Consider the following 25,927-nt stretch of genomic DNA (forward strand, 5'->3'; position numbering starts at 1 on the left):
TATAAAAACATCAATTATTAGGCTATTAAACGAAATTTGAACTGCTTTGGTTGTGGGTTAAGATGAAAAACTATTTTTTTACCGCAGTGGTGTCAATATTATTAAGCCGCATACAAAAATTGGTGTAAAAATTTTTGTCGGATGCAGTAAACTGGTAGGCGGCGGCATAAAAGCTTTTCCAACCCGGTTCATTGTTTTCAAAAGCCTGGTAAAAAGGGTCTTTCAGATCTCTTTTTAATATAGATTGTGTGTTTTTAAAATTGATAAAAAATGCCACATTGCTCCGCTCGGCAAGTAAATTATTAAACTGGTTGTACTGATCAATTTTACTGATGAATTTACGGTTGATGTAAGTATCGGTGTAACTGTTAAGCTCGGATGGGGTTGCCGCCAGAATCAGGAAGTTATCAATGATCATAAAATAAGGTTTTCTGAAAATACTGAATGCATCGCCCAATAAAAAGAACGGGAGTTTTTCGTAATTAAACTGCCCCATGTTGTCATTGCTCATGGTGCTGATGTTCATCATTATGGGCAGCAACTTTGAGCCGTCCTTTACCGAAATTATAGCATATTTTTCCTGGTAACGGGTAGTAACCACGGCAAACTCGTTGCCCAGTAAATGTTCCAGTTCCGTTTTTATGAACAGACCAGTTTCTGCTTTAACCTTTTGCAGCAGTTTATCTTTTTCGGCACCAACGCCGGCCCTTGTATGCCATTGGGACAGATCAGCCTCAAACTTTTTAGGATCAGACACGGCGAAATTTATGCTATAGGCCGTAGTAGCCGGAAAAATATCCTTCAGGTGATTATCAACCGGCTGCTGCGCTGCAAACAGGTTTAAATAGCTGGATGTGTGCGCATTGTTGGTGGTAAAGCCATTAAACATCAGCGCATCGCTTTTGTAGTTCATGCTTAGCGCAGCAACGGCGGGCAACAGCCTGAAGCTTTTAAAAATATCGGTATTTTTATTATTGAACAGTTGCTCAAACAAGGGTGAGAGTTGCCCATAATTAATATACAAGTTAGCCAATGAGTTGGCATTTTGCCGTTCTGAAAGGGGGATAAATAGGTTCTTGCCCCTTTCATTATGATACAGGATACTTTGATCTATCAGCTCACGCGAAAAGCTACCCACAAAAATATTATCTTCTTTTTTTACGATGTAAAAGTGCTTGTTAATGGCTTTCACCAAAACATCGTACTCAAGCCCAATGGTGTTGCGTTTGCTGCTTACCGTTAAGCCACTGTTGGGTTGTGCGCAAATTTTTTCAAGCAAGTTGGGTTCCATTACGCTTGCGGCGGTGGTGGTAACCAGCAGGTTAATATCGTTCCCTGCAGATGGATGTACCGAGATGAAAATGTTCTGCTCATTAAAAAACTTATCGGCAGCCGGGCTTAACAGGAGCAGCTTGCGCAGCGTGTCCAACTCATGAAGTTTATCTTTACCCACAACAGCCCCCAGGAGCTGATTGCCATTAAAAATATCATAAAAACCTTTCTCGTTATTAAACTCAAATACCGCTACAGCGCTTTCAGGGATAGATTGCATAACCTGGTTGGTACGCACCCCCGGCGGACTCAAATTTTTGAAGTAAACTACTGTTATGGCAACAGTGGCAGCAAGTAAAATTAAGGTGGTTACTATCAGTCGTTTCATTGCGGTATGCTTTACAAAGATAGAATTTTACCCTGCGGCATTAAAGTAATACTTTCAATTGGTTAACTTAGCTTTTTATATCTGCATGAACAAACAAATAATCATCACGGCATCGGTGTTGGGGATGCTTGCCGTAATAACCGGGGCTTTTGGGGCGCATGGTTTAAAAGCAGTTTTGCCAGCCGCTCAAATTGAGGTATGGCACACCGCTGTTCAGTACAATTTTTACCACGTATTTGCCTTACTGTTCCTGGCTACTTTGGGCCCTGTTAAAAGCGGCCTAATAAAAGCATCCTATTACCTGTTTACCTTTGGTATTGTGTTTTTTTCGGGTTCGTTATACCTGTTAAGCTGCCGCAGCATCATTGGCTGGGACTGGCTCATTTACATGGGCCCGATAACCCCCATAGGCGGCCTGCTGTTCATTTTAGGCTGGCTGATGCTGGCTATCGCTGCTTTTAGGGATAAAGGACTTTTGGATAAAAGATAAAAGACTTTTGGAACAAAGACAAAGGATAAAAACCGAAGAACTTGTAGCTTATTTTTACAATTTAGTGCTTAGGATTTGGAATTTTAATCTTAAGATTTAGAGTTTCCTTTTTAGAATTTAGTGTTTAGTATTTAGAGTTTCTATGTTAGAGTTTGCCGAAATTGAACATACCGATCGTAAAACGCTTTTTGCCGAAGTGATTTTACCGCTGTCGATTTCAAAGAACTATACCTATCGTGTACCTTTTGAACTTAACGATGCCATCGCCATAGGCAAAAGGGTAGTAGTACAGTTTGGGAAAAGCAAACTGTACACCGCCATTGTAAAGGAAATAAGCGCGCTTGCTCCCGAAAAGTACGAGGCCAAATACATCATCGATATATTGGACGACCGCCCCGTAGTTACCCCGCATCAGCTATATTTTTGGCAATGGGTGGCCGATTACTATATGTGCAACATTGGCGAAGTGATGAATGCCGCGCTGCCCGCCGCGCTGAAACTGGCCAGCGAAACCAAAATAGTGCTCAATACCGAATTTGAAATTGACCGCACCACCCTGCACGATAAAGAGTATTTAATTGTTGAAGCGCTGGACATCCAGCCCGAGTTAACCATCAGCGATATTGCCAAGCTGTTGGGGCAAAAAACAGTGATGCCTATCCTCAAACTCATGTTTGAGAAAAACATCATCCACATTAGCGAGGAAGTGAGCGAACGGTACAAACCGCGCAAGCGTACCTTCATAGTGCTTAACCCGGTATACAATAACCCCGATAATTTGCGTGAACTTTTTCCTATACTGGAAAAACGCGCGCCCAAACAAGCCGATGCGTTGCTGGCTTTTATTAAACTATCGCGTCATCAGAAAACCATCACCAAAAACCAACTGGTTGAAGAAAGCGGGGCCGGGGAGTCAAGCATTAAATCACTCATTGAAAAAGAAATATTTTTTGCTGAAGAAAAGAATGTAAGTCGCCTGCATTTTGAGGAAGACCTGGATTCGATAAATAATTTTGAACTAAGCGAGCAGCAGGCCGAAGTATTGCAAAGTATCAACGAGCAGTTTAAGGAAAAAGATGTAACCCTGCTGCATGGTGTAACCTCATCTGGCAAAACGCAGATCTATATCCGGCTCATCGAAGAAATGATGCGTAACGACAGGCAGGTGCTTTACCTGCTGCCCGAAATTGCGCTTACCACACACATCATTGAACGTTTACGCATTTATTTTGGTGCCGATATTGGCGTTTATCATTCCCGTTTTAATGATAACGAACGTGTGGAGGTTTGGCAAAAAGTGCTTAATAACGATTATAAAGTGATCCTTGGAGCGCGTTCGTCGGTGTTTTTGCCATTTAATGATCTGGGTTTGATAATTGTTGATGAGGAGCACGAAACCTCCTATAAACAGTTCGACCCTGCCCCGCGCTACAATGCCCGCGATGCGGCTATCTTTTTAGCCAATACGCACCAGGGCAAAGTATTGCTGGGCTCGGCCACGCCATCATTTGAAAGCTACCATAATGCCCGCACCCATAAATACGGCTTTGCCGAACTAACCGAACGTTACGGCGGTGTGCAGCTGCCCGATGTGGAGGTGGTAAGCATCAGCCTGGAAACCAAGCAAAAAACTATCCAATCGCACTTTACCAGTGTGTTGATGGATGGTATTAAGTTGGCTTTGGAAAATAAGGAACAGGTGATCCTGTTTCAAAACCGCAGGGGATATGCCCCCGTACTGATGTGTAAAATTTGCGCCTACACGCCAAAATGCATCAATTGCGATGTAAGTCTTACCTATCATAAAAGCAGCGGCAAATTGCATTGCCATTACTGCGGCTACCGCGAAGATTCGCCTTCAATTTGTCCGGCTTGCGGGTCAACGCATTTGGAGTATAAGGGATTCGGTACCGAAAAAATAGAGGATGAGTTAAGCTTGCTGCTGCCCGAAGCCCGCATTACCCGCATGGATTTGGATACTACCCGTTCCCGCAATTCGCTGCAAACCATACTCAACAACCTCGAAGAAAAGAAGATTGATATACTGGTAGGCACCCAAATGGTAGCCAAGGGATTGGATTTTAGCGATGTTACCCTCATTGGTATCATCAATGCCGATAGCCTGCTTAAATTTCCGGATTACAGGGCCAATGAGCGCAGTTTTCAGATGTTGGCGCAGGTAAGCGGGAGGGCCGGTCGCCGGGGTAAGCAGGGTAAAGTGGTGATACAAACGTATGATCCTAATCACCGCGTAATAAAACAAGTGATCGCTAACGATTATAACGATTTGTATGCTATTGAAATGGCCGAACGCAAGAGCTTTAAATACCCGCCCTTTTACCGCATCATCAACCTCGATATTAAGCATAAACACCCCGAAGTACTGTATAACCAGGCGGTTTACTTGGCCAACGAATTGCGCAAGCACTTCGGTGAGCGTGTAATTGGTCCCGAGGCGCCGTTAATAAGCCGCATCCGCAATTATTACATCAAATCCATCATGCTCAAGTTTGAAAAGGATGGTATTTCGATTGTAAAAGCGAAGGCTATTTTAAAAGAGGTGATCGTACAATTCCAAACCACCAAACTTAGTAAGGGAAGTATTGTACAGCCAGATGTTGATCCTTACTAAGGATTACACATTAACTGTTGCTCGGCTCCGGTCCACAAGTGTTGGGAAGACTGGATTTTTATAAAAAGTTTGTCATTTCGAGAGAGCAAGCATGGGAAAGAGCGTGGCGCGAAAGAGAAATCTTCAACGAAATACAGAACCTCTGTGTATATCGTTGAAGATTTCTCACTCGTTCCTCGTATCGAAATGACAACTTTTTACTCTTCCCAACACTTGTGGACCGGAGCCGATCGACAGGGAAGAAAATTTCAGAAAAATACATACCTAACAATTAACCCGTTACCAATTCTCCCTGTTCCTAACCCTTCAAATCCCCTAAATCCTGCTAACTTTGTGCTATAAATGGCTCAGAAGTATATTGACAATTACAAGGAAAAAGGCGCCCGGAAGCGATTGGTAGATGCGTTGCAAAAAAAGGGGATCCAGGATGCCGAAGTGTTGCGCGCTATAGGAACGGTACCGCGGCACTACTTTTTTGCCGAAACTTTCTGGAACCAGGCGTATAAGGATATCGCCTTTCCCATAGGCGAGGGCCAAACCATATCGCAGCCTTATACGGTTGCCTACCAAACCGAGCTGCTGCATATTCGTAAGGGAGATAAAGTGCTGGAGATAGGCACCGGTTCGGGCTATCAAACCTGCGTTTTGCTGGAGATGGGTGCTACCGTTTACACCATCGAACGACAAGAAAAACTTTACGAAAAAACAAAATATGTACTGCCCGAAAAAATGGGTTATAAGGCCCACTTCTTCTGCGGTGATGGCTCTATTGGTATTGTTAAACATGCTCCTTACGATAAAATAATTGTTACCGCCGGTGCCCCCACGGTACCCGATGTGCTGCTGAAACAATTGAAGATAGGTGGTGTGCTGGTAATTCCCGTTGGCGATGAAGAATCACAAAAAATGGTAACCATACTAAAAGTTGGCGAGCACGACTACGAAAAAATAGTGCTCGATACCTTCAGGTTTGTACCTCTGGTAGGCGACAAGGCCTGGTAGACTTTATCAGATGTGCAGATTTCAAATTTCAAATGAGAAAATGTTTGATTTTGGAATTATAGAAATAAACAAAGGCATCTTTTCCATTTAAAATTGTTTTCTTTTTTCATCTGCACACCTGCACATTTGAAATTTACACATCTGCAATCCGCACATCCGTTTTTTCATCTGCACACCTGCACATTTGAAATTTGCACATCTGTAATCCGCACATCCGTTTTTTCATCTGCACATCTGTAATCTAAAATCTGCACATCTGAAATTTGTAATCTGCACATCAAATTCGCATATTTATCACCACATTTGTAGATATGCACTTCATCTATCCTGCCTTTTTATTTGCATTACTTACGTTAGCCATTCCCGTAATTATCCATTTATTCAACTTCAGGAAGTACCAGCGGGTAAATTTCAGCAACGTACAGTTTTTAAAGGAAATTCAGGAGCAACAGGCATCCCGCAGAAATATTAAGGAACGCCTCATCCTGGCTTCGAGGTTGCTGGCACTGGCTTTTTTGGTGTTTGCATTTGCGCGGCCGTATATCGCTGCGCAAAATACAGGCAACGCCGGCAAGCAAAACGCAGTGAGTGTTTTTGTAGATAATTCCTACTCCATGCAAACCCTCAACCGTGAGGGCTCTTTGTTGGATGATGCCCGGCAAAAAGCTAAGGAAATAGCATCGGCCTATAATATTAATGATCGTTTTCAGCTGCTTACGCAGGATTTTGAAGGTAAGCACCAACGGCTTTTAAGTCGAGATGAATTTAACGATGCGGTAGATAAAGTAAAGATAAGCGCGCAAAGCCGCACCCTGCAGCAGATCATCAGCAGGCAGCAAAGTTTACTGATTACGCAAGCCGGAACTATAAAATCGGCCTATATTATTTCCGATCTGCAGAAAAATATGGCTGCTAAGCCGCTTAAAACAGATAGCAGTATCGCCTACAGTTTAATCCAGCTTAAAGCAGCAAACCTGCCCAATGTAGCTGTTGATTCGGTCTGGCTGCTAAGTGCAGTACACCGCCCCGGCGAAAGCGAGAAACTGGTGGTGCGCCTGCACAACTACGCAGGCGAAAAGGCCGAACGCATCCCCCTGAAAGTTTTAATAAACGGCGCACAAAAAGCCCTGGGGAGTTATTCCATTGCAGCGCGATCTGTACAAACAGATACGCTGGCCTTTATGGGCCTTACCGTCGGCTGGCAGCAGGGCGAAATTCAACTGCAGGATAATCCCGTTACTTTCGATAATAAATTTTATTTCAGTTTTAACGTGGCGCAGCAAATGCCCGTTTTACTGATTGATGGCGGCACTGCCAACCCGTATTTAAAAGCGGTTTTTGCTGCCGATGCGTTCTTTAACACTACCCGCGTGCCCGATGGTAATGTTGATTATGCCGCGCTCAACACATACCCAATTGTTGTGTTAAGTGATGTTAAAACAATTGCAACCGGCTTGGCGCAGCAGCTAAAAACCTATGTAGGCAAGGGCGGTACACTGGTTGTTTTCCCGGCTGTTGATGCCGACCTGACCGCCTACCGCTCGTTCCTGCAACCCATGAACGCCGCTTATCCTGAAAAGCTAATTGCCGAAGTCGTGAAGGTATCGGCATTAAACCGACAAAGCCCGGTGTTTAAAAACGTGTTCGAAAGCTTCCCGCAAAATCCCGATCTGCCGCAGGTGCAAAAATACTTTCAGCTGAGCGCGGCACACGGCACAGCCGATAACCTCATGACCTTAGCTGGCGGACAAGCATTTTGGGCCGGCTATACCAGCGGCAGGGGAAAGGTTTATGTAGCCGCCGTTCCCTTAGATGAAACCTTTAGCAATCTGCCGCGCCACGCGCTGTTTGTGCCAACTTTGTTTAGGATGGCACTGCTTAGCGGGCACGACTTACCGCTGTTTTATACCCTCGGTAACGACGAAACCATTGAGGTGCCGCCCGTACAGGTGAGCGAGAAGCAATTACTGAAACTAATCAAAGGCGATCAAAGCACCATACCCGATGTGCGGCAGCAGGAGGGGAGCACACTTTTATACCTGTCAGACCAGTTGCACGAAACCGGAATTTATATGCTTAAAAAGCAGGATAGCACGCTTGCCGCGCTGGCCTTTAACGATAACAGGAGCGAATCGGACATGAGCTACCTGGGTGCGGCCGAGCTAAAAGAAATTATGCCAAAGTCAACCGCCTTATTAACAGGGGGTAACGCGTCATTAAAAGGTATTGTTGCCGAAACAAATTTTGGTACACAATTATGGAAACTTTGTATAATTTTGGCATTGATTTTTCTGGCGGCCGAAATTTTGCTCATCAGGTACTTTAAGCCTGCTGGTCAGCCTGCAAAGCAACCGGTTTAATCAACACAAAATCCTTAAAGCAGTGCTAATGAATTTGCTTATCAAATCTGCCACTATCCTTGATCCCGGATCGCCCTTTCATCAACAAGTTGCCGATATTTTAATTGAAAACGGAGTTATCACCCGCATTGCTGATGATATTGAAGCCGATGCCGAACTTATAGAAGGTGAAGGCAAATACGTATCGCCGGGTTTCTTTGACCTTAACTGCAACATTGGCGAGCTTGGGCTCGAAACCAAAGAAGATATGCAATCGGGCACGCGAGCCGCCGCCGCCGGTGGTTTTACAGGCGTGGCGCTTATGCCCAACACCATCCCGCCGGTACATTCAAAGGCCGAGATAGAATACCTGCTCAACCGCTCACGGGGTAACCTGGTTGATGTTTATCCGCTGGGTACCATATCGCACAAGCGCGATGGTAAAGACCTTGCCGAAATGTATGACATGTACCTGAGCGGCGCCAAAGCATTTACAGATGGTAACCGCCCCGTACAGGATGCAGGCCTTATGGAACGCGCGCTGCTTTACGCGCAGGGTTTTGATGCACTGATCTTCTCTTACCCGGAGGATACGGCTATAGCCGGCAAAGCCAAAGTGAATGAAGGTGAGATCAGCACGCTGCTGGGCATGAAGGGCATCCCCTCACTGGCCGAAGAACTTATGATAGCCCGCGACCTTTACCTGGCCGAATACACCGTTTCAAAGATCCATTTCAGCACCATATCAACTGCCCGTTCTGTCGAGCTTATCCGCGAGGCTAAACGAAAAGGCCTGGAAGTTACCTGCGATGTGGCAGCCCATCACCTTATCCTTACCGACGAAGCCTTGTTAGGCTTCGATAGCATGTACAAGGTAAAACCGCCGCTGCGCACCAAAGATGATGTGAGTGCGCTTATAAAAGGCTTAAAAGATGACACCATTGATGCCATTGTATCGCAGCATACCCCGCACGAAGTAGAGTTTAAAGACGTAGAGTTTGAAGTTGCCGAATACGGCATTGTAGGCTTGCAAACCGCACTGGCACTGGCGCTTAAAACCGGTCTGCCGGTTGAATTACTGGTAGAAAAACTGGCCATCAATCCGCGCGAGATCCTGGGTGTAGCGGTACCGGTTATTGCCGAAGGTGAAAAGGCCAACCTGGTACTTTTTGATACTGAGGCCGAGTGGGAATATAACAGCAAAAACAACCTGTCAAAATCGGTTAATTCGCCGTACATAGGGCAGAACTTAAAGGGTAAAGTGCTGTTAACATATAACAATCAACAAATACTTAAATAGAAAAACTATGATCGATCCTAAAATAGATATCGCTTACCAGGCCGCTTTGGAAGCTTTTAGTAAATATAACAGCTTTGATGCCGTATCTCTTACCGGCGACTTTGCTGACGTTTTTGAAAGCGACGAAGATTTTTTAACCAAGGTTGATCTGCTTGATGGCGTGTTTGACAATAACCCACAGATTGAAGAATTGCGTGAAATATTCTTCGACCTGCTGATGATTAACTTTTTTAGCGCCGACGTTAAAAAACTGGAAGAAGATTACCTGGATACTCCTGAATGGGAAGATATTGAAGAGCAAACGCTTGATCGCGGTACCGAACTTTTAAACCTGTTGTTATACCTTAACGAGTGCGAAGACGAAGAGATTGAGCCCGAACTGGAAGACTATCTTAGAGAGTTTTTATTGGTTGATGAAGACGAGTTTCAGGATGAGTACCGCATTTACGAGCCGATAATTGCCAATCAGATACTGATAGAAAGCCCGGTTAACGAGATAAATAAAGTAGCCCAAAGTCTGCCCGAAGATTCGGAATTGAAGGAGTTATTTTACCCGGTAATGTGCTTTTTCCAAAACATTGATCCATCCGAAGAAGCAAAAACTGTAATAGCCGAAAACGCGGTTAACCCGGCTTTTGACATGGCAGTTTTGGATATATTGGTTAATTTTCAATAACACCCATGACCGAAGAAGCTAATAAAATAGTTAAAAAGCAGGGAATAATAAGCGGCGTGTTGTTAGGATTGGCCATCACGGTTTTAAACGTGTTTGCCTTTTACTATATCACGCAAATGGTTACCTCGCCGGTTTTAATTGTTATAGGGTATATTGTGATGTTTCCCATTGTTTTGCCAATTGGTTTCACTATTTATTTTATCCTGAGCCTCCGTTCAAAAATTGGAGGCTACTGGAGTTTTAAAGAAGCGGTAAGGGCGATATTTATTATTTTTATAACGGCTTATGTAACCCAGTTTGCGCTGAATAATATCCTGTTTGCCCGGATAATTGAACCTAACGTAGCCGCCAAAACCGAAGCAGCTTTTATCAGGAGTGCCAAAATGGATTTTGAAAGTAAACACGAAAGCCAGAAAAATATAGATGCCAAGATCAAAGATATTCACCAAAACCTCGATCCGCAGAAACAGGCCACGGTGGGGCAGCAGGTAATGGGGCTTGGGTTTAATATCATTTTTATGTTTGTGCTATCGCTGATATTTGCAGGTTTCTTTAAGCGCGAATTGCAGTATTACAATCCTAACACAAGTAACGGCATTTAACGTAGTATAAGTTAATATTGAGCAGGCCTTTTCCTATAAAGAAAAGGCCTGTTTTTGTTTTGGCTTATTGCCGCAGTGCTGGTAAAATAAAAAATGATATAACTGTTTTAGAAATAATAATTAGCTTTAACTAAAATCTAAAACAACTTATTAACATGGAAGAAAAAAAAGCAAGTCCCTCGCAACCGGCTATTAAATGGGCACTGATTGGTTTAATTGCCTCTATAATAATTACTTATTCATTTCAATTCCTTAACATCGACCCTAATTCATCTGCTAAGTACATCAGTTATATATTATTCATTGCCTTTTTGTGTTTAACTCAAAAAGAATATAAAGACCAGCTTGGCGATTATTTAACCTATGGAGAAGGTTTTATGTCGGGGTTTTTATATTCTGTGTTCGCCGGTGTTTTAGGCGCCATATTTCTATATGTTTATCTTGCAATATTAAGTCCGGAACAGGTTACGAAAATGATCGCCCTCATGCAGGCAAACGTGGAAGCTAATAAAAATATTAGTCCGGAGCAAGCCGAGCAGGCTGTTAGTATGGCATCCAAATTTATGACACCAACGGCTGTAGCTATAATTACACTAATAGGTTCGGTTGTAATGGGGGCAATAATTTCCCTAATTACGGCCGCTATATTTAAAAAAGAACGTTCACCGTTTGAAATTGCCAGTTCAGATTACGAAGATCCAAAACCATTAGACCCAACAGTATAAGTTAACGGCTAAAATATTTGAGCAGGCCTTTTCCTTTTTGGGAAAGGCCTGTTTTGTTGCTAATTTATAATCCAGTTGCTGCAAGTAAATCCTTATTGCCTGCATATTCAGCATATAACTTAATGAAGAATTTAATTTTTTACACATATGCACTATTGATAATGGCTCTTGTGTTATTATTGGCACGCCCTATCATAAATTTTGTACGTTATCCTATAGTTACCTATGTATTAATATCATATGGCCCTTTGTTTTTTATAATGCGTGCAATGGTAAATGTTAAGTACAGAGAGATTTTGAGTTATTTGTATGGGGTTTTATTGCTTATAATCGTACTGATATTTAGATGTATTTACTTATAGTGAGTTTGAATAATCGAGCTAATGAACTATTCCCCAAACCAAAACAGCCCCGGAAAATGAATCCCCGGGGCTGTTTCAATATAATAGAATAAGAAGCCTACTTCTTCATTACCTGTTTTACAATATCGTTACCAAAAACAAATACCATAAGGGTAACCAGTATTACAAAGCCCACAATTTGCGCACGTTCCAGGAACTTATCGCTTAGGGGTTTGCCTTTTATCATCTCTACTATCAGGAACACTGCATGGCCGCCATCAAGCGCCGGGATAGGCAACAGGTTCATCAAGGCTAATACCATCGACAGGAAGCCTACCAGCGTCCAAAAGTGAACCCAATCAATAGTGCTGCCAAACAGGTTGGCAATAGCCACCGGACCGCTTACCGCCTTGCTGAATTTAACATCGCCCTTAAATATTTTACCCAAGCCTTTGGCGTTATCGGTAAAGGTGCTTATCGCTCTTGATGCTCCAATTGGCAACGACGCAAAGAAGCCGTACTTAATGGTTTTAAACTTGGGCAAATCATTCTTAGATGCGTAAAAACCTATGGTACCATCGGCAGCAACGCTCGTTTTAAGTACAATAAGGCTATTATTACGTTTTACGGTAACATCCGTTGATTTGCCTTTGTATTTTATAAGTTCGGGCTTTATCTGGTCGTAAAAAGCTGTTGGCTGGCCGTTAACGGCTACAATACTATCACCTTTTAAAATTCCTGCCTTGCGGGCCATCCCGGTAGGCGTTAATGAATCAACCACAAACTTGGTACGTGGCGAGCGGCTTATAAATTCCTCTATGCCGTTATCACTCAAATCATTTAATATGGTGCGTGGCACGGTAAAACTCAATATTTCGGTACCGCGTTGTACGGTAAATACCGTGTTTTCCAGTAGTACTTTCGGACTGGTCAGGTCATCGAATTTTTCAACCGATTTGCCGTTAACCGCCATGATCTTATCGCCAGGTAAAAGGCCCATTTTTTTGCCAATTACTCCCGGTACAATACCGTAGGTAGCGCTGGAGTTAGGGATATAAGTTTCGCCATAACGTATGGTTAATACCCAAAATATCAGGATGCCTAAAATAACGTTAACGGTAACACCGCCAAGCATCACAATTAAACGCTGCCAGGCCGGTTTTGAACGAAATTCCCAGGGCTGCGGCGGACCTGCCAATTGTTCAGTATCCATCGATTCATCTATCATTCCGGCAATTTTGACATACCCGCCCAATGGCAGCCAGCCAATACCGTACTCAACCCCTTTGTATGTAAATTTAAACAAGCTTATATTCCAGGCATCAAAAAACAGGTAGAATTTTTCAACTTTGATACCAAACGCCCTTGCAGCTAAAAAGTGCCCTAACTCGTGCAGAATTATTAAAATTGAAAGGCCCAGCACAAGCTGCCCCACCATTATCACTATACTCATTCTTTATGTTTATCGGTTAAATCTGTATTGCCTTTAACGGCAGTTGTTGTATTAAATTTTGCGCAAATATGCGTGTTTCTTTGTCAGTATTCAAATAGTCGGCCAAGGTTGGGTGTGCAATGAAATTTATGCGCTGCATGCACTCTTCAATAATGTTGCTCATAGCCAAAAAGCCAATGCTTTTATTAAGGAAACCCGCCACAACAATTTCGTTGGCGGCATTTATAATACAAGGCATGTTGCCGCCCTCCCTTAAAGCATCATATGCCAGTTTAAGATTACGGAAAGTATCCATATCTGGTTTTTCGAACGATAGGTTTGGATAATCTGTAAAGCTAAAACGCTTAAAATTGTTTTGAATGCGATTTGGATAGGTGAGGGCATACTGAATAGGCAGCTTCATATCGGGCAAACCCATCTGCGCTTTTATTGATCCATCCTTAAACTGCACCAGCGAATGAACGATAGATTGCGGATGAACGATCACCTCGATCTGGTCGGCATCTACACCAAACAGCCATTTTGCCTCTATCACTTCCAGTCCCTTATTCATAAGCGATGCCGAATCAATAGTGATTTTGGCGCCCATTACCCAATTGGGATGTTTAAGGGCATCTTCGCGCGTTACATTTGCTAAAAAATCGAGGTTACGCCCGCGGAAGGGGCCGCCCGATGCGGTAATGATCAGCTTTTCGATTGGATTAGCTTCCTCACCCGCAAGGCACTGGAATATAGCCGAATGTTCTGAATCGACAGGGAGAATTTTTACGCCGTGTTGTTTGGCAAGCGCGGTAACAATATCGCCGGCAACTACCAATGTTTCTTTATTGGCCAGGGCAATTTCCTTACCGGCTTTTATGGCGGCTATAGTAGGTTCTAAACCTGCAAAGCCAACCATGGCGGTAAGTACCACATCAATGTCGGTATGCGTTACCGTGTCAATAATAGCTTGGTGACCTGCCATTACCTTTACCGGCAAATGGGCAAGAGCTTCTTTAACCTGCAGGTATTTGGTGGTATCGCAAATAATGGCGTACTCCGGTTCAAAAGCAATAGCCTGGCTGATCAGCAAATCGGCATTGGAATGCGCGGTAAGCAAAAACGCCCTGAACAGGTTACTGTTTCCGCGTATCACATCAAGCGTTTGCGTACCTATGCTACCTGTAGAGCCAAGAATGGCAATGTTTTTTATCTGGTTACTCAATTATATTTTTTTGATTCGTCATTGCGAACAACGACGAGGTTATATTATTATATTAAAATTCCCCTCTTGAGAGGGGGAGCGCAGGTTTGTGTGATGGCAGGGGTGTGTTCTGCGTAGAGAAACACACCCCTCCGCCCCTCTCAAGAGGGGAATCGCACTTGCCAGCGCTTTAGTTTAAACCGTGCATTTTTTTATTCCCCTCTTGAGAGGGGGGGCGCAGGTTTGCGTGATGGCCGGGGTGTGTTCTGCGTTAACACACTTCGGCTTTGCACCCTAACTTATATACCCCTTTAAGCCATCCGCTATCTTCCTATCATTAGCTAATCTCGGCACTTTATTTTGGCCGCCCAGCTTACCTTCCGAACGCATATAATTTATAAACGCGTCTTTTTGCAGACTTTGGATGATCAAAGGTTGCAAAATGTTACCTTCAATAAGGTCAAAATAGTAAATATTTTTTGTTTGCAGGGCTTTATCTACTTTTATGGCAAATGCCTGAAGATTGGCGGGCGGCGTACCGAACTCTACAAACCATTCATGATAAGGCAACTGCCCCGCCGGTGGATTAACCTGCGGCGCTACGGTAAACTCCACCACATCAATGCCTTCCTGTTTTGCCACGCTCATAAGGGCGTGTTCTACCTCTTCGCCAATTACGTGCTCGCCAAAGGCAGAGATATAATGCTTTATACGACCGGTAACTACTATTTTGTACGGATCTTTTGAAATAAATTTGATGGTATCGCCCAGGCTGTATCCCCATAAACCGGCGCTGGTATTCATGATGAGGGCGTAATTTTTTTCCAGCTCCACATCTTTTAGGTTGATGCGGGTTGGCTTTTCATTAAAATATTCTTCGGATGGAATGAACTCGTAAAAAATACCAGAGTCTACCAGCAGCAATAATCCTTTTTCCTTTTGCGAATCCTGGAAAGCGATGAACCCTTCTGAAGCCGGGTAGGTTTCAATAGAATCTATACCGAAGCCAATGCTATCCTCCATGCGGGTGCGGTATGGCTCGTAATTTACGCCGCCGTGTACATACAGCTTAAAATTAGGGAAGATGTCTTTGATCTTTTTGCCGCCCGCTTTTGCCGAGAGCCTGTCAAAATACATCTGGCACCAGGGCGGTATGCCGCTTATGAGGCGCATATCCTGGTTGTGGGTTTCCTCAACAATTGCATCAACCTTTTGCTCCCAGTCTTCAATACAATTGGTGGCATAGCTTGGCAGGCGGTTCTTTTGCAGATAGGCCGGCACATGGTGGGCTACAATGCCCGAAAGTCTGCCGGTTGATACACCGTTCTTTTCGGCCAGTACAGGACTGCCCTGTAAAAATATCATTTTGCCGTCTACAAAATCGGCATTGCCGGTTTCATGAATGTAGCTAAGCAAAGCGTTGCGGGCCGCTTTAATGTGCTGCGGCATGCTCTCTTTACTAATAGGAATATATTTTACGCCCGATGTAGTGCCCGACGTTTTGGCCAGGTATTTTGGTTTGCCGGGCCACAACACATTTTCCTCGCCCTTAACTACACGGTCGATATAGGGGCGCAGGTCCTCATAATCGTGTACGGGTACGTTGGCCTTAAAATCCTGGTAATTGTTTATCTGTGCAAAGTTATGGGCTTTGCCAAAGGCGGTGTCTTTGGCGGCATCCACCAGATCGGTAAAAGTTTTTTGCTGTAGGGCGATGGCGTTTTTGCGCAGGTAGTTAAGCTCCCGGTTAACCCTGGCCGCAAACACTTTGCTCAATACCGATTTTAAGCCCATGTATTAGTTGGTTTCGGCAATGTCATCGTCTACATCTAAATGGCTGTAAACAAGCTTACGGTAGGTTACCATAATTATTACCTGTATAAAAGGGAAAGTAAGAATATACCAGCAGTAAAACGCCAGTTTGAATACCAGGCTATCCTCGTCGTTATCAAGGCCCGAAAAAGCGATAGCCGCAAGTACAGGCACCAGTACCAGCACTAAAATGGCAATTATGATGGCAAATATGCTCAGGGTTTTAAAAAAGTTATCTTTAGTGATCTCAAAACTTTGCTTTAAGGATTCAAAAGGGTTTGAGTCATCATCAACAATAAAGCAAATGCAAAAAATGGCCCGTAAGCTTATGTACAGCAAAATAAGCAACTCCAGTATCTCCCATAAGCGCGGAAATCCCAGGTAGCGCTTGGCTACAAGCGAAACAAAAAGCATTACAGCAATGAGGATGCCCGTAAGGATACCGATGATCACAAAATTGAAGGTCATTTTAAAGGACGGCAATATGTCCTTAAACTCGAATTCATAATATTCCCTGTCCATAAGGGTTAATATGAGCTTGTAAAAACTCAAACCAATGTAGCATTGGATAATGATTTGTATGAAAATGAAAATTATGAGGGTAGGCAGGTCATTATCAACTAAAACAAAAGCCTTAATAAAGTCTACCACGCCATAAATAAACAGCGAAATAACCGAGTATACTACCAGCGGGACGAAATTCTTTTTTAATACATTCCATGCAGTTTTAATGGTTTCTGCAACAGAAAAGGTGTGGTACATAGGTTGTTACGATCTGTTAAAAATTACCCGCTTCCAAAAATCCTGCATAAAGCCAAGCCCGTAGGCCGTAAGTTGAGTGAAAGCGGCTATAATGCTCAAAAATGCGATTTTTGCTGATTTATTTCTCCACCAGGCATGAAAAAATATTAACAAAATGTAAACTAATAGCAAATAATTACACAATGTGGCTATTTGCCATTGTAAAATATTGGAAATGAGTGCGAAAGCAATAAAGAGCGTAAATGCCGCCGGGAAAAAATGCACCGCCTTTAACTCGCCGGGAAAAAATTTATAAATGTTGATGCGGGCCCGGCCAAAAAAATGCAGCTGCTTATGAAACTGTAAAAAGTTGGTGCGCCGTTTATGAAAAACAACAGCATCGGGAATGAGCCCTATTTTAAATCCGGCTTTGTGAATGCGGATGCTGTACTCAATATCTTCGCCCAGGCGGGTGATGATGAAACCGCCAACCTTTTCAACCACCTGCCTTGAAACCCCCATATTAAAACTGCGCGGATGAAACTGCCCAATTCCTTTTTTATTACCGCGGATGCCGCCAGTAGTAAAAGGAGAGGTCATGGAGTAGCTGATGGCCTTTTGCGTAGCGGTAAAGGAATCGTGTGCACCATCGGGCCCGCCGTAAGCATCCAGGTAATTGGTGTTTAGTGAATTGTTTACAATTTCGAGGTAATTGGCCGGGATAAGGCAATCCGAATCGAAAATGATAAAATAATCGCCTTTGGCGCGTTCAAACCCAAAGTTGCGGGTAAAGCCCTGACCTTCGTTAGGCTTTTTAAAATATCGAACCTCCAATTGCCCGGCGAAGCTGTTTACAATAGCTTCGGCATCATTAACGGAGCCATCTTCAATAACCAAAACCTCAAACTGCCTGTAAGTTTGCAGCGTAAGGGTTTCCAGCAGTTCTTTAATTTCCTGCGGGCGATTATAAAGTGGAATAATGATGGAAAAAAACATGTTTGTTAGATGTGCAGATTTCAGATGTGCAAATGTGCAGATGATGCTGCGGATTTTATGATTTTTTTAATGCTAAAAGTTATGTGATTATTTAACATGCTCATTCGTAACTCATTATTGATATTTTAATCTGCACATCTGTAATCTGCAGATCTGCACATCAAATCCTTTCCCCAATCTGGTAATTATTGCGGTCGCTGGAGTTACGGGAAACCAGTTCGGCAACAAAGCCGGTCAGGAATAGTTGCGAACCTAAAATTATGGCTACAAGGGCTATATAAAACAGTGGATTAGATGTTGTATCCCTGTATTTTAAGTTATGAGATATCAGGTAAAGTTTTTCACTTACAAGCCATATAGTTATCACCAAACCCGTGAAAAAGCTCAGCGTACCCATCATGCCAAAAAAGTGCATGGGACGTTTGCCGAACTTGCCTACAAAAAATATAGATAATAAATCTAAAAAGCCGTTTACAAAGCGGCTCATGCCAAATTTGGTTTTACCGTATTTACGGGCACGGTGCTCAACCACCTGCTCGCCAATTTTGGTGAAGCCTGCCCATTTGGCCAGTACGGGTATGTAGCGGTGCATTTCGCCGTAAACTTCAATGTTTTTTACCACGGCGCTGCGGTAGGCTTTAAGGCCGCAATTAAAATCATGCAGGTTATCAATACCGCTCATTTTGCGGGTAGCGGCATTAAACAGCTTGGTAGGTATGGTTTTACTCAGCGGATCATACCGTTTGGCTTTCCAGCCCGATATAAGATCGTACTTTTCTTCAACAATACGGCGGTAAAGTTCGGGGATTTCATCTGGGCTATCCTGTAAATCGGCATCCATGGTAATAACAACATCGCCATTGGTAGCCTCAAAACCAACGTTTAGCGCCGCCGATTTACCATAATTACGCCTAAACCTAATGCCCTTTATAAAAGGGTTGTTCAATTGCAGCTTGCGGATCATTTCAAATGAACCGTCTTTACTGCCATCGTCAACCAGTATAATTTCGTAGGTGAAACGGTTGTCGTCCATTACGCGGCTTATCCATGAGGTAAGCTCGGGTAATGATTCTATTTCGTCATAAAGTGGTACTACAACTGATATATCCATTAGCAGGAATGTTTGATGCAGGGCTAAAATATTGTAGGCACCTCATCGCCCCGCAAAAATATAAAAAATAGGTAATGGTTTGCAAAAGTGTTTTCGGCCTCACCGAATAAGCCTCACCCCGGCCCTCTCCAAAGGAGAGGGAGTTTAAAAATAACGTGCAAATCCAAGTCCTCTCCTTTGGAGAGGATTTAGGTGAGGCTTTTTATACTACACGGCGCCCTCTTACGTTAAAAGCACTTGGATATATTTTAATATCTTGGCAACTTATAACTCAATCACTCTTCATGAAATTTTATAAAGCAATTCTAATTGTGCTTTTGTGTGGTTATAGCGGTTTCAGCTATGGTCAAAATGCCGATCAGCAAGGCCCAAAGTACGATCAGCATAAAGTTTTCAATCCATTATTTTATCCCGATAAAGGCAACGAATACCGCAATGCCGGTGGTGCTCCCGGTGTAAAGTACTGGCAAAACCGGGCCGATTATAAGTTAAACATTACCCTTGACACCGCCAAACACCGTTTGGATGGTACTACGCTGATCACTTACACCAATAACAGCCCCGATGCGCTTGCTTTTTTATGGCTGCAGGTTGATCAGAATATTTACCGAGAAGATTCAAGGGGCGAAGCTACCAGCGCTGTAACAGGCGGCAGGTTTGCCAATAAAACATTTACCAAAGGCAACGAGATAAAAGCCGTGTATGTGATAAAAAACGGTAAAACCGAAAAGGCCGATTACCTGGTGACCGACACCCGCTTGCAAATTAAGCTTAAAGACAGTCTGAAAGCTACCGGTGCCAAGCTGCAGATAAAAATTGAATACGCTTTTGATATCCCCCAATACGGTACCGACAGAATGGGGCGTCAGCTTACCAAAAACGGCTGGATCTACGAAATTGCCCAATGGTACCCACGCATGGAGGTTTATGACGATATAACCGGCTGGAATACGCTGCCTTACCTTGGCGGAAGCGAATTTTACCTGGAATACGGCAATTTCGATTATACCATTACCGCACCCGCCGATTTGCTGGTGGTTGGCTCGGGCGAGTTGCTTAACCCGGTTGAGGTGTATTCGCCGATTACTATAAGTAGGTTGGCCGAGGCGCGAAAAAGCGATAAAACGGTAACGATAAAAGATGAAGCCGAGGTGTTGCGCAATAACGATCATCCTAAAAAGCCAACGCTTACCTGGCACTTTTTCTGCAAAAACTCACGTGATGTGGCCTGGGCTGCTTCCAAAGCTTTTGTTTGGGATGCCGCGCGCATCAACCTGTTGAACGGTAAAAAGGCGCTGGCACAATCAGTTTACCCTGCCGAGGTTAAGAGTAATGATGCCTGGGGGCGGTCTACAGAGTATGTAAAGGCGGCTATAGAACTTTATTCAGATAAATGGTTTGAGTATACCTATCCGGTGGCTACCAACGTAGCCGGTATTGTGGGCGGTATGGAATATCCTGGTATTGTTTTCTGCGGATCGGAAAGTAAGACTAACGACTTGTGGGAGGTTACCAACCACGAGTTTGGCCATAACTGGTTCCCGATGATAGTGGGCTCCAATGAACGCAAATACGGCTGGATGGATGAGGGCTTTAACACTTTTATAAACAGCGTAGATACCAAGGTATTTAACAAAGGCGAATACTATAAACGGGTAGATCAGCAGCAAAAAGCTAACGATCTGTTTAACGCCGATGCCGAAGCCATTATGAACCTGCCCGATGTTATCCAGGAAAATATGGTGCCAGCTACCGTGTATGATAAGCCCGCACTGGGCCTTACCATTTTGCGCGAGCAGATCCTGGGTGAGCAGCGTTTTGACTATGCTTTTCGTACCTATATTAAACGCTGGGCCTTTAAACACCCAACCCCCTGGGATTTTTTCCATACCATGGATAACGCAGCGGGTGAGGACCTGAGCTGGTTTTGGAACGAGTGGTTTTTTACCACCTGGAAAGTAGATCAGGCAGTTAGTGCCATAAGCTATCCCAACGGTGATGCTTCAAAAGGCTCGTTCATTACTATTGAAAACCTCGAAGAAATGGCCCTGCCGGTAACCATCGCCATAAAAGAAGAAAACGGGAATACCGGTACTGTAAAGTTACCTGCCGAGATCTGGCAAAAAGGTGCTACATGGGTATTTCACTATAAATCTACCTCAAAAATTGTATCGGCCACGCTTGATCCCGAACACCTGCTGCCTGATGTTAACCCCGATAATAATTCTATCACGGGTTTATCCATACCAGACGGTATTACGGCCAGTACGGTTATAAAAAATTACATAAACGCCATTGGTGGTGCCGAAAAATTGAAAAACATTAAAGATCTGCAGGTGTCATCGGCCGGGGTGGTGCAAGGTTCTGATGTGCAGATGGAAACCCGTTACAAAATACCGGGGATGTATTACCAGCAAATGGTAGTGCCGGCATATAACAACCTGGTAGTAAACAGGGCCATAATAAATGGCGACAGCGTAGTTGCCCAGCAGCTAAACCGTAACATCCCGCTTGATGATGTAGGCAGAAGACTGCTCAAAGCCAAAAGCCGCCCCTTCCCCGAACTGGATTATGACCGTAACCTAAAGGTAATGACACTGGATAGTACGCTGAAAATCGTAAACGGTGATCTGACTTATGAAATTGATATCAACATAGCCGAAGGAGCTGTGGTAAAGAATTTTTACAGCCAAAAAAGCGGCCTGAAAGTAAAACAGATAATTGAAGGGCCTATAAGCTCGGTAGTGGAATGGAGTAATTACGAAGGCATAACCGGCGGCGTTAAAATTCCATTCCTGATAAAAACCACCATGCTTGGCCAAAGCGTTGATTTTAAGGTTAAATCGGCACTGGTAAACAGTAATTTGCCAACGGCGGCTTTTCAATAAACCTATTTAATAATGTCTTTAAGAAATTATCAAATTGAGCATAAGTTTGTTCAAAGAAACCACTTAAAACCAAAGGCGGCCTTTCGAAAATGACTAAGAAATCAGCGTAATCGAAAAATAAGGAGCGTAGCTGAAACAGAAATTACCAACATTAAATATAGTGGATGGGAGTATTAAATTCGCATGGGATTTGTTTCAACTTAAACTCGTTTATAAGGTGAACTTAAAACAAAGGGATCGTGCGATTCCCCTCTTGAGAGGGGCGGAGGGGTGTGTTAACAGATAGGCAGATACTAAAAGCATTACCGCGAAACACACCCCTGCCATCCCGCATTCCAAGGCTCTCCTCTTAAGGGTAATAGCCCATGAGTAGACAGAGATATCATAAATAAGTTTGATAGGCTACCTGCCCGCCCCTTCGGGGCTACGTGTTTATAGTTTAATATAATATAGGCTTGGCTCCGTAGGTGCCTCCTTATTTAACAGGAAGCTCCTATGGAGCTATTGATACCCATAAAATACCTATAAACACGATACTCCTACGGAGTTAGAAAATCTGCTTACGTTTTTATGTCTATTGATGGGCTATTACTCTCTCAAGAGTGGAATTAATAGGGATTGCATGCTTTCGGCAGGCTCTACCGCGCTTTATCAGCATAAACCATTGCCTCATCAATTCCATTTGCATAGTTTTTTACTGAATAAGTAATGGCTGCATCCGGCATTAGCGGCCCGTTATGCCCCTTCCAATTTTCCCAGTAACGGGTAGAGTAGCCAATTACAATTTTGGTATGCGGCAGTCTGAAACCCCTTACTTCGCCATAGTGATTTACGCTGCCGCTGGTTGGTTCGCCTACCAAAGTTGCATGGGTGTCCCGCTTAAAGTCGACAGCGTTCATCAATGCCGATGAGAAGGTTTGCTTGCCAATAAGTACAAACAACTTTCCTTTACTGTTTAAATAGCTTTGTTTAATGCGCTCAATAAACGGACCTAAAACAGCAGAGTTTCCGCCACCGTTATAACGCAGATCGACAACCAGGCGCCGAGGTTTATTTTTATCGATAGCGTCAAAAAGCTCGTCATTAAATGCCGAAAATGGATGCCCGTCCTGCTCCTGGCAATTGTTGTAGTTGAAATAAAGTGTACCGCTTTCGGCATCATACGAGTACCAGTAATTTCCTTTTCCCTTTTGAGAAAGCAGCTTGTTTTTTACTTCTATTAGCGGCAGGTTCACGGCATCTTCGCCGGTTACAGATTTGATGGTGCGTTTGACGGTTTTGCCGTCAGGGGCGATTAAATCAAATGTGGTTTCATCTGTGCTGTTGGTGATCTGTAAGCCTTTCAAAATAGCCGGATTATTAATAAAATGCAGAAATCTCGAATCGAAAAATGATTGGTTTCCGCTTTGAATGATCTCTTTGAAACGACTAATGACCTCATTTATCGGATGTCCGTTTACGCCGGTTAGTTGATATAGCAACACATCGGTGTTGGTGGTGTCGGTCGCGGTTACATATATTCCTTCGGCAAACTTGTTAAACCTTATGGGGGCTGCTTTGGTAAAAACGGGTTCAATGTGGGTGTGCTCGTCGCCAATGGCAACAGTAAGTTTAAAAAGTTCGGCGGTAAATGTTTCATAATCCCGGTTGGCTAACCGGGATGCAATTGCCGTTATGTTTTTATCGAAATCTGCTTTACTGATCTTCGCAAACAAATTAATATGTCTTTTGGGCAGCGTATCTTTTAAGTACTGCAAATCCTGCAAATAATCGGCTTTTGATAATTGCTGGCAAAAAACTAAACCGCTGTGCAGCAGGATACAGCAAAGGATAATTATTCTTTTCATCATACGGCGATAAGACGCAGCAAGCAGGTGAAATGTTGCAGATGGGTGAGGTTTTATGATTGATATGACACACGCGGTACACATGTGCCAGCGTGAAGGGAAATATTAGTTTTAAATGGCTAAAAAAAATGAATCCTGGTTGTTATAAAAAAAAAATAATAACTAACTGAAAACCTTGAAATTACAACGCAAACGTTTGTTAATAATTTAATTGCCATATATGTAATTTAACTATTGATTTATTTTTATATCGTTTAAAATAAAGTTGGTTTGGTGTAAATTTTTCGTTCGTTTTTTTAAATATATAGTTTATAATTCTACATGTTAATACTTGTTGCAGCTTATGTTCTTTATGGGTTTATAAAACATATATAATTGGTAAACAATCGTTTGTGTAGTTATTTTTCTATTATGGGTTTTTTCTGATATTATTTTAGTGTTAGCTAAGATGGCCAATATTTAGCAGCTGTTAATACATCATTAACCAATTAAAACCCAATTTTAATTATGAAACACAGAAATTTTACAGCTAACTTAAAGTTAGGAAAAACGGCATCAACAAAAAGATCTTTCATGAAACTTGGTGCAGTAGCACTTTCAATGTCTGTAGCGGTATTTACAGGCTGTCAGAAAAACAGTGCCGTAGCGCCAGCTAAACCGGTAATTGCAACAACAAACCAGCAGGATGAACTTGTAAATACGCCTTATGGCAAAGTGCCGGCTTCCAAAGTACACCTGGTTGAGCAAGGAACCGAAATAACGATAGTTGACGGAAGCTTTAAAAAAATAAATTCCACAACAGGCGCAGTACTTGCAGACTTCGGCGCTGTTGCCTCCACATCGGTAACAAATAGCACCACTACAAAGGGGCCTTTAACACAAAGCTTTGCGGCTACAAGTACTGCTACCACTTTAGGTAACGGCTATTATGTTTATGCGCCTCTGCCATCAGGAAAGCATATACAATCATTCTCCACATCCTGGGTTGTTCCCGGTGCCCCTGTTGCCGGTGCCGATACCGTACAGTTTTTATGGAACGGAGCCGACAATGCCGATGGCGGAAGTGCCTTTATGCAGCCTGTTTTGTGTTGGAACAACGGGCAGGGACACATTTGGTATCTTCAAAACTGGGGGTATGCAAACGGGGCCTACTTTCACTCAAATGTAAGCCCGGCGGTAGCCAGCGGCACAACGGTAACCGGAGTAATGAAACAGGTTTCTGCGGCCACTGGGGCGTATAAATATACCATAGGCTTTGTTGGCTACCCATCTATAACTTATACACAAACTTACCCCGACCCAGCGAACGATGTAATACAATGCTGGGAGTCATATGCAAGTAGTTATACCTCCTTTCCGCCCAATCAATATATTGCCATGAAATCAATGAACCTGCAATACGTTGGCAGCGGAACAACCAATCAGCCAATTACATGGATACAATCAGACGACGGAGCAAGGCCAACGCCATCGGGAAAAAATACTGTGATCCAAAACAATGGAACTAATCATTCAATAGTAGATTTTTATTTCCGATAACATCATTGTCTGCTGGTCATTTAAATAGCTATCATAACAGCAACGGCCCCTGATTTGGAGCCGTTGCTGTTTATTAATATATCTTATAAGATTTTTAGGAGATAGTTTCTTCTCGTACCTCGTCGAAATAGCAAGCTTTTTTCGTTCCGGCGACTGTAAAGTAAAGTCAACTTACCTCAACTAAAGCCGCTCTTCTAATTGAAAAACATTTCCTTCGGGGGCTTCGCCGTCGCAGAACAGGGAGTTAATGTCCCGCTGCTCTACCCACCGCGCGCCCTCTCTCAAAGGTAATAGCCGATGAGAAAACAGATGGGTATTCCTTACTGGACATAATCGACTTGATGCTTTTTTTCTACAAATAGGTAGTCCCTCCAGGCAATGTCATTAAGTTAAGGATTTTGTCATTTCGACCAAGGGGAGAAATCTTATACGTTTTGCAAGGGTTCCGCCGATATGTATAAGATTTCTCACTCGTACCTCGTATCGAAATGACAAATTTTTTAGTTATTATTCCTTAACTTAATGACATTGCCCGGAGGGACATAGAAGTATTCCAATATTGATAGAAGACAGCAGTTTTTTATGTCCTG

At 43.2% G+C, this 25,927-nt stretch carries 18 protein-coding genes; 10 read left to right on the forward strand and 8 right to left on the reverse strand.

Annotation, left to right across the window (positions count from 1 at the left end):
- Positions 1 to 70 precede the first annotated feature (70 nt).
- Complete coding sequence (locus tag BLS59_RS08415; RefSeq protein ID WP_091147775.1) at positions 71 to 1,660, reverse strand: hypothetical protein; 1,590 nt, start codon at positions 1,658 to 1,660, stop codon at positions 71 to 73.
- 85 nt (positions 1,661 to 1,745) lie between these two features.
- Between BLS59_RS08415 and BLS59_RS08420 the strand changes: the two genes are divergently transcribed.
- From BLS59_RS08420 to BLS59_RS08455, 8 genes are all read left to right on the forward strand, one after another.
- Complete coding sequence (locus BLS59_RS08420) at positions 1,746 to 2,150, forward strand: DUF423 domain-containing protein (RefSeq protein WP_091147777.1); 405 nt, start codon at positions 1,746 to 1,748, stop codon at positions 2,148 to 2,150.
- Between the two features lie 142 nt (positions 2,151 to 2,292).
- Positions 2,293 to 4,782: a replication restart helicase PriA gene (priA, locus tag BLS59_RS08425; protein ID WP_091147779.1), complete on the forward strand. Its 2,490-nt coding sequence runs from the start codon at positions 2,293 to 2,295 to the stop codon at positions 4,780 to 4,782.
- A gap of 342 nt (positions 4,783 to 5,124) precedes the next feature.
- Complete coding sequence (locus BLS59_RS08430) at positions 5,125 to 5,784, forward strand: protein-L-isoaspartate(D-aspartate) O-methyltransferase (protein ID WP_091147781.1); 660 nt, start codon at positions 5,125 to 5,127, stop codon at positions 5,782 to 5,784.
- Between the two features lie 311 nt (positions 5,785 to 6,095).
- On the forward strand, positions 6,096 to 8,144 hold the full coding sequence (locus BLS59_RS08435) for a BatA domain-containing protein (RefSeq protein WP_091147783.1): 2,049 nt from the start codon (positions 6,096 to 6,098) through the stop codon (positions 8,142 to 8,144).
- 28 nt (positions 8,145 to 8,172) lie between these two features.
- The gene (locus tag BLS59_RS08440; protein WP_091147785.1) at positions 8,173 to 9,423 is read left to right on the forward strand and encodes a dihydroorotase; all 1,251 of its coding nucleotides are present in this window, start codon (positions 8,173 to 8,175) and stop codon (positions 9,421 to 9,423) included.
- A 7-nt stretch (positions 9,424 to 9,430) separates the two neighbouring features.
- The gene (locus BLS59_RS08445; protein WP_091147787.1) at positions 9,431 to 10,099 is read left to right on the forward strand and encodes a hypothetical protein; all 669 of its coding nucleotides are present in this window, start codon (positions 9,431 to 9,433) and stop codon (positions 10,097 to 10,099) included.
- A gap of 5 nt (positions 10,100 to 10,104) precedes the next feature.
- Positions 10,105 to 10,701 carry a DUF4199 domain-containing protein gene (locus tag BLS59_RS08450; RefSeq protein ID WP_091147790.1) on the forward strand — a complete coding sequence of 199 codons (597 nt, stop codon included), beginning with the start codon at positions 10,105 to 10,107 and terminating at the stop codon, positions 10,699 to 10,701.
- Positions 10,702 to 10,856: 155 nt separating this feature from the next.
- A complete protein-coding gene (locus tag BLS59_RS08455) occupies positions 10,857 to 11,426 on the forward strand; it encodes a DUF4199 domain-containing protein (protein WP_091147793.1) in 570 nt (189 codons plus the stop codon).
- Positions 11,427 to 11,885: 459 nt separating this feature from the next.
- Here BLS59_RS08455 and rseP read toward each other — a convergent pair whose 3' ends face one another.
- From rseP to BLS59_RS08485, 6 genes are all read right to left on the reverse strand, one after another.
- Positions 11,886 to 13,220: an RIP metalloprotease RseP gene (rseP, locus tag BLS59_RS08460; RefSeq protein ID WP_091147795.1), complete on the reverse strand. Its 1,335-nt coding sequence runs from the start codon at positions 13,218 to 13,220 to the stop codon at positions 11,886 to 11,888.
- A gap of 16 nt (positions 13,221 to 13,236) precedes the next feature.
- Entirely contained in the window at positions 13,237 to 14,424 is a 1,188-nt protein-coding gene (locus tag BLS59_RS08465) for a 1-deoxy-D-xylulose-5-phosphate reductoisomerase (protein ID WP_240315192.1), read from the reverse strand.
- 273 nt (positions 14,425 to 14,697) lie between these two features.
- The gene (locus tag BLS59_RS08470) at positions 14,698 to 16,197 is read right to left on the reverse strand and encodes a GH3 auxin-responsive promoter family protein (protein WP_091147798.1); all 1,500 of its coding nucleotides are present in this window, start codon (positions 16,195 to 16,197) and stop codon (positions 14,698 to 14,700) included.
- Positions 16,198 to 16,200: 3 nt separating this feature from the next.
- Positions 16,201 to 16,977 carry a glycerophosphoryl diester phosphodiesterase membrane domain-containing protein gene (locus BLS59_RS08475; protein WP_091147799.1) on the reverse strand — a complete coding sequence of 259 codons (777 nt, stop codon included), beginning with the start codon at positions 16,975 to 16,977 and terminating at the stop codon, positions 16,201 to 16,203.
- A gap of 6 nt (positions 16,978 to 16,983) precedes the next feature.
- Positions 16,984 to 17,952 (reverse strand): glycosyltransferase family 2 protein, encoded by a 969-nt coding sequence (locus BLS59_RS08480; protein WP_091147802.1) that lies wholly within the window; start codon positions 17,950 to 17,952, stop codon positions 16,984 to 16,986.
- A gap of 160 nt (positions 17,953 to 18,112) precedes the next feature.
- A complete protein-coding gene (locus tag BLS59_RS08485; protein ID WP_091147805.1) occupies positions 18,113 to 19,063 on the reverse strand; it encodes a glycosyltransferase family 2 protein in 951 nt (316 codons plus the stop codon).
- Positions 19,064 to 19,347: 284 nt separating this feature from the next.
- Between BLS59_RS08485 and BLS59_RS08490 the strand changes: the two genes are divergently transcribed.
- Positions 19,348 to 21,951 (forward strand): M1 family metallopeptidase, encoded by a 2,604-nt coding sequence (locus tag BLS59_RS08490; RefSeq protein WP_162842586.1) that lies wholly within the window; start codon positions 19,348 to 19,350, stop codon positions 21,949 to 21,951.
- A 638-nt stretch (positions 21,952 to 22,589) separates the two neighbouring features.
- On the opposite strand, the gene BLS59_RS08495 is transcribed toward BLS59_RS08490, so the two are convergent.
- Positions 22,590 to 23,801: a S41 family peptidase gene (locus BLS59_RS08495; RefSeq protein ID WP_205411221.1), complete on the reverse strand. Its 1,212-nt coding sequence runs from the start codon at positions 23,799 to 23,801 to the stop codon at positions 22,590 to 22,592.
- 504 nt (positions 23,802 to 24,305) lie between these two features.
- On the opposite strand from BLS59_RS08495, the gene BLS59_RS08500 reads away from it, so the two are divergent.
- Positions 24,306 to 25,337, forward strand: coding sequence for a hypothetical protein (locus tag BLS59_RS08500; protein ID WP_091147810.1), 1,032 nt, complete (start codon positions 24,306 to 24,308; stop codon positions 25,335 to 25,337).
- The last annotated feature ends 590 nt before the right edge of the window (positions 25,338 to 25,927 follow it).

This window comes from Mucilaginibacter pineti (assembly GCF_900101875.1).
In the GTDB taxonomy this organism is placed as follows: Bacteria; Bacteroidota; Bacteroidia; order Sphingobacteriales; family Sphingobacteriaceae; genus Mucilaginibacter; species Mucilaginibacter pineti.

Bases quoted from the DNA above. Each gene is read 5' to 3' on its own strand.
- BLS59_RS08450 (WP_091147790.1), top strand. From the start codon at position 10,105: ATGACCGAAGAAGCTAATAAAATAGTTAAAAAGCAGGGAATAATAAGC.
- BLS59_RS08500 (WP_091147810.1), top strand. From the start codon at position 24,306: ATGAAACACAGAAATTTTACAGCTAACTTAAAGTTAGGAAAAACGGCA.
- BLS59_RS08470 (WP_091147798.1), bottom strand. From the start codon at position 16,197: ATGGGCTTAAAATCGGTATTGAGCAAAGTGTTTGCGGCCAGGGTTAAC.
- BLS59_RS08415 (WP_091147775.1), bottom strand. From the start codon at position 1,660: ATGAAACGACTGATAGTAACCACCTTAATTTTACTTGCTGCCACTGTT.
- BLS59_RS08435 (WP_091147783.1), top strand. From the start codon at position 6,096: ATGCACTTCATCTATCCTGCCTTTTTATTTGCATTACTTACGTTAGCC.
- priA (WP_091147779.1), top strand. From the start codon at position 2,293: ATGTTAGAGTTTGCCGAAATTGAACATACCGATCGTAAAACGCTTTTT.
- BLS59_RS08445 (WP_091147787.1), top strand. From the start codon at position 9,431: ATGATCGATCCTAAAATAGATATCGCTTACCAGGCCGCTTTGGAAGCT.
- BLS59_RS08430 (WP_091147781.1), top strand. From the start codon at position 5,125: ATGGCTCAGAAGTATATTGACAATTACAAGGAAAAAGGCGCCCGGAAG.
- BLS59_RS08485 (WP_091147805.1), bottom strand. From the start codon at position 19,063: ATGGATATATCAGTTGTAGTACCACTTTATGACGAAATAGAATCATTA.
- BLS59_RS08490 (WP_162842586.1), top strand. From the start codon at position 19,348: ATGAAATTTTATAAAGCAATTCTAATTGTGCTTTTGTGTGGTTATAGC.
- BLS59_RS08440 (WP_091147785.1), top strand. From the start codon at position 8,173: ATGAATTTGCTTATCAAATCTGCCACTATCCTTGATCCCGGATCGCCC.
- BLS59_RS08495 (WP_205411221.1), bottom strand. From the start codon at position 23,801: ATGATGAAAAGAATAATTATCCTTTGCTGTATCCTGCTGCACAGCGGT.
- BLS59_RS08475 (WP_091147799.1), bottom strand. From the start codon at position 16,977: ATGTACCACACCTTTTCTGTTGCAGAAACCATTAAAACTGCATGGAAT.
- rseP (WP_091147795.1), bottom strand. From the start codon at position 13,220: ATGAGTATAGTGATAATGGTGGGGCAGCTTGTGCTGGGCCTTTCAATT.
- BLS59_RS08480 (WP_091147802.1), bottom strand. From the start codon at position 17,952: ATGTTTTTTTCCATCATTATTCCACTTTATAATCGCCCGCAGGAAATT.
- BLS59_RS08455 (WP_091147793.1), top strand. From the start codon at position 10,857: ATGGAAGAAAAAAAAGCAAGTCCCTCGCAACCGGCTATTAAATGGGCA.
- BLS59_RS08420 (WP_091147777.1), top strand. From the start codon at position 1,746: ATGAACAAACAAATAATCATCACGGCATCGGTGTTGGGGATGCTTGCC.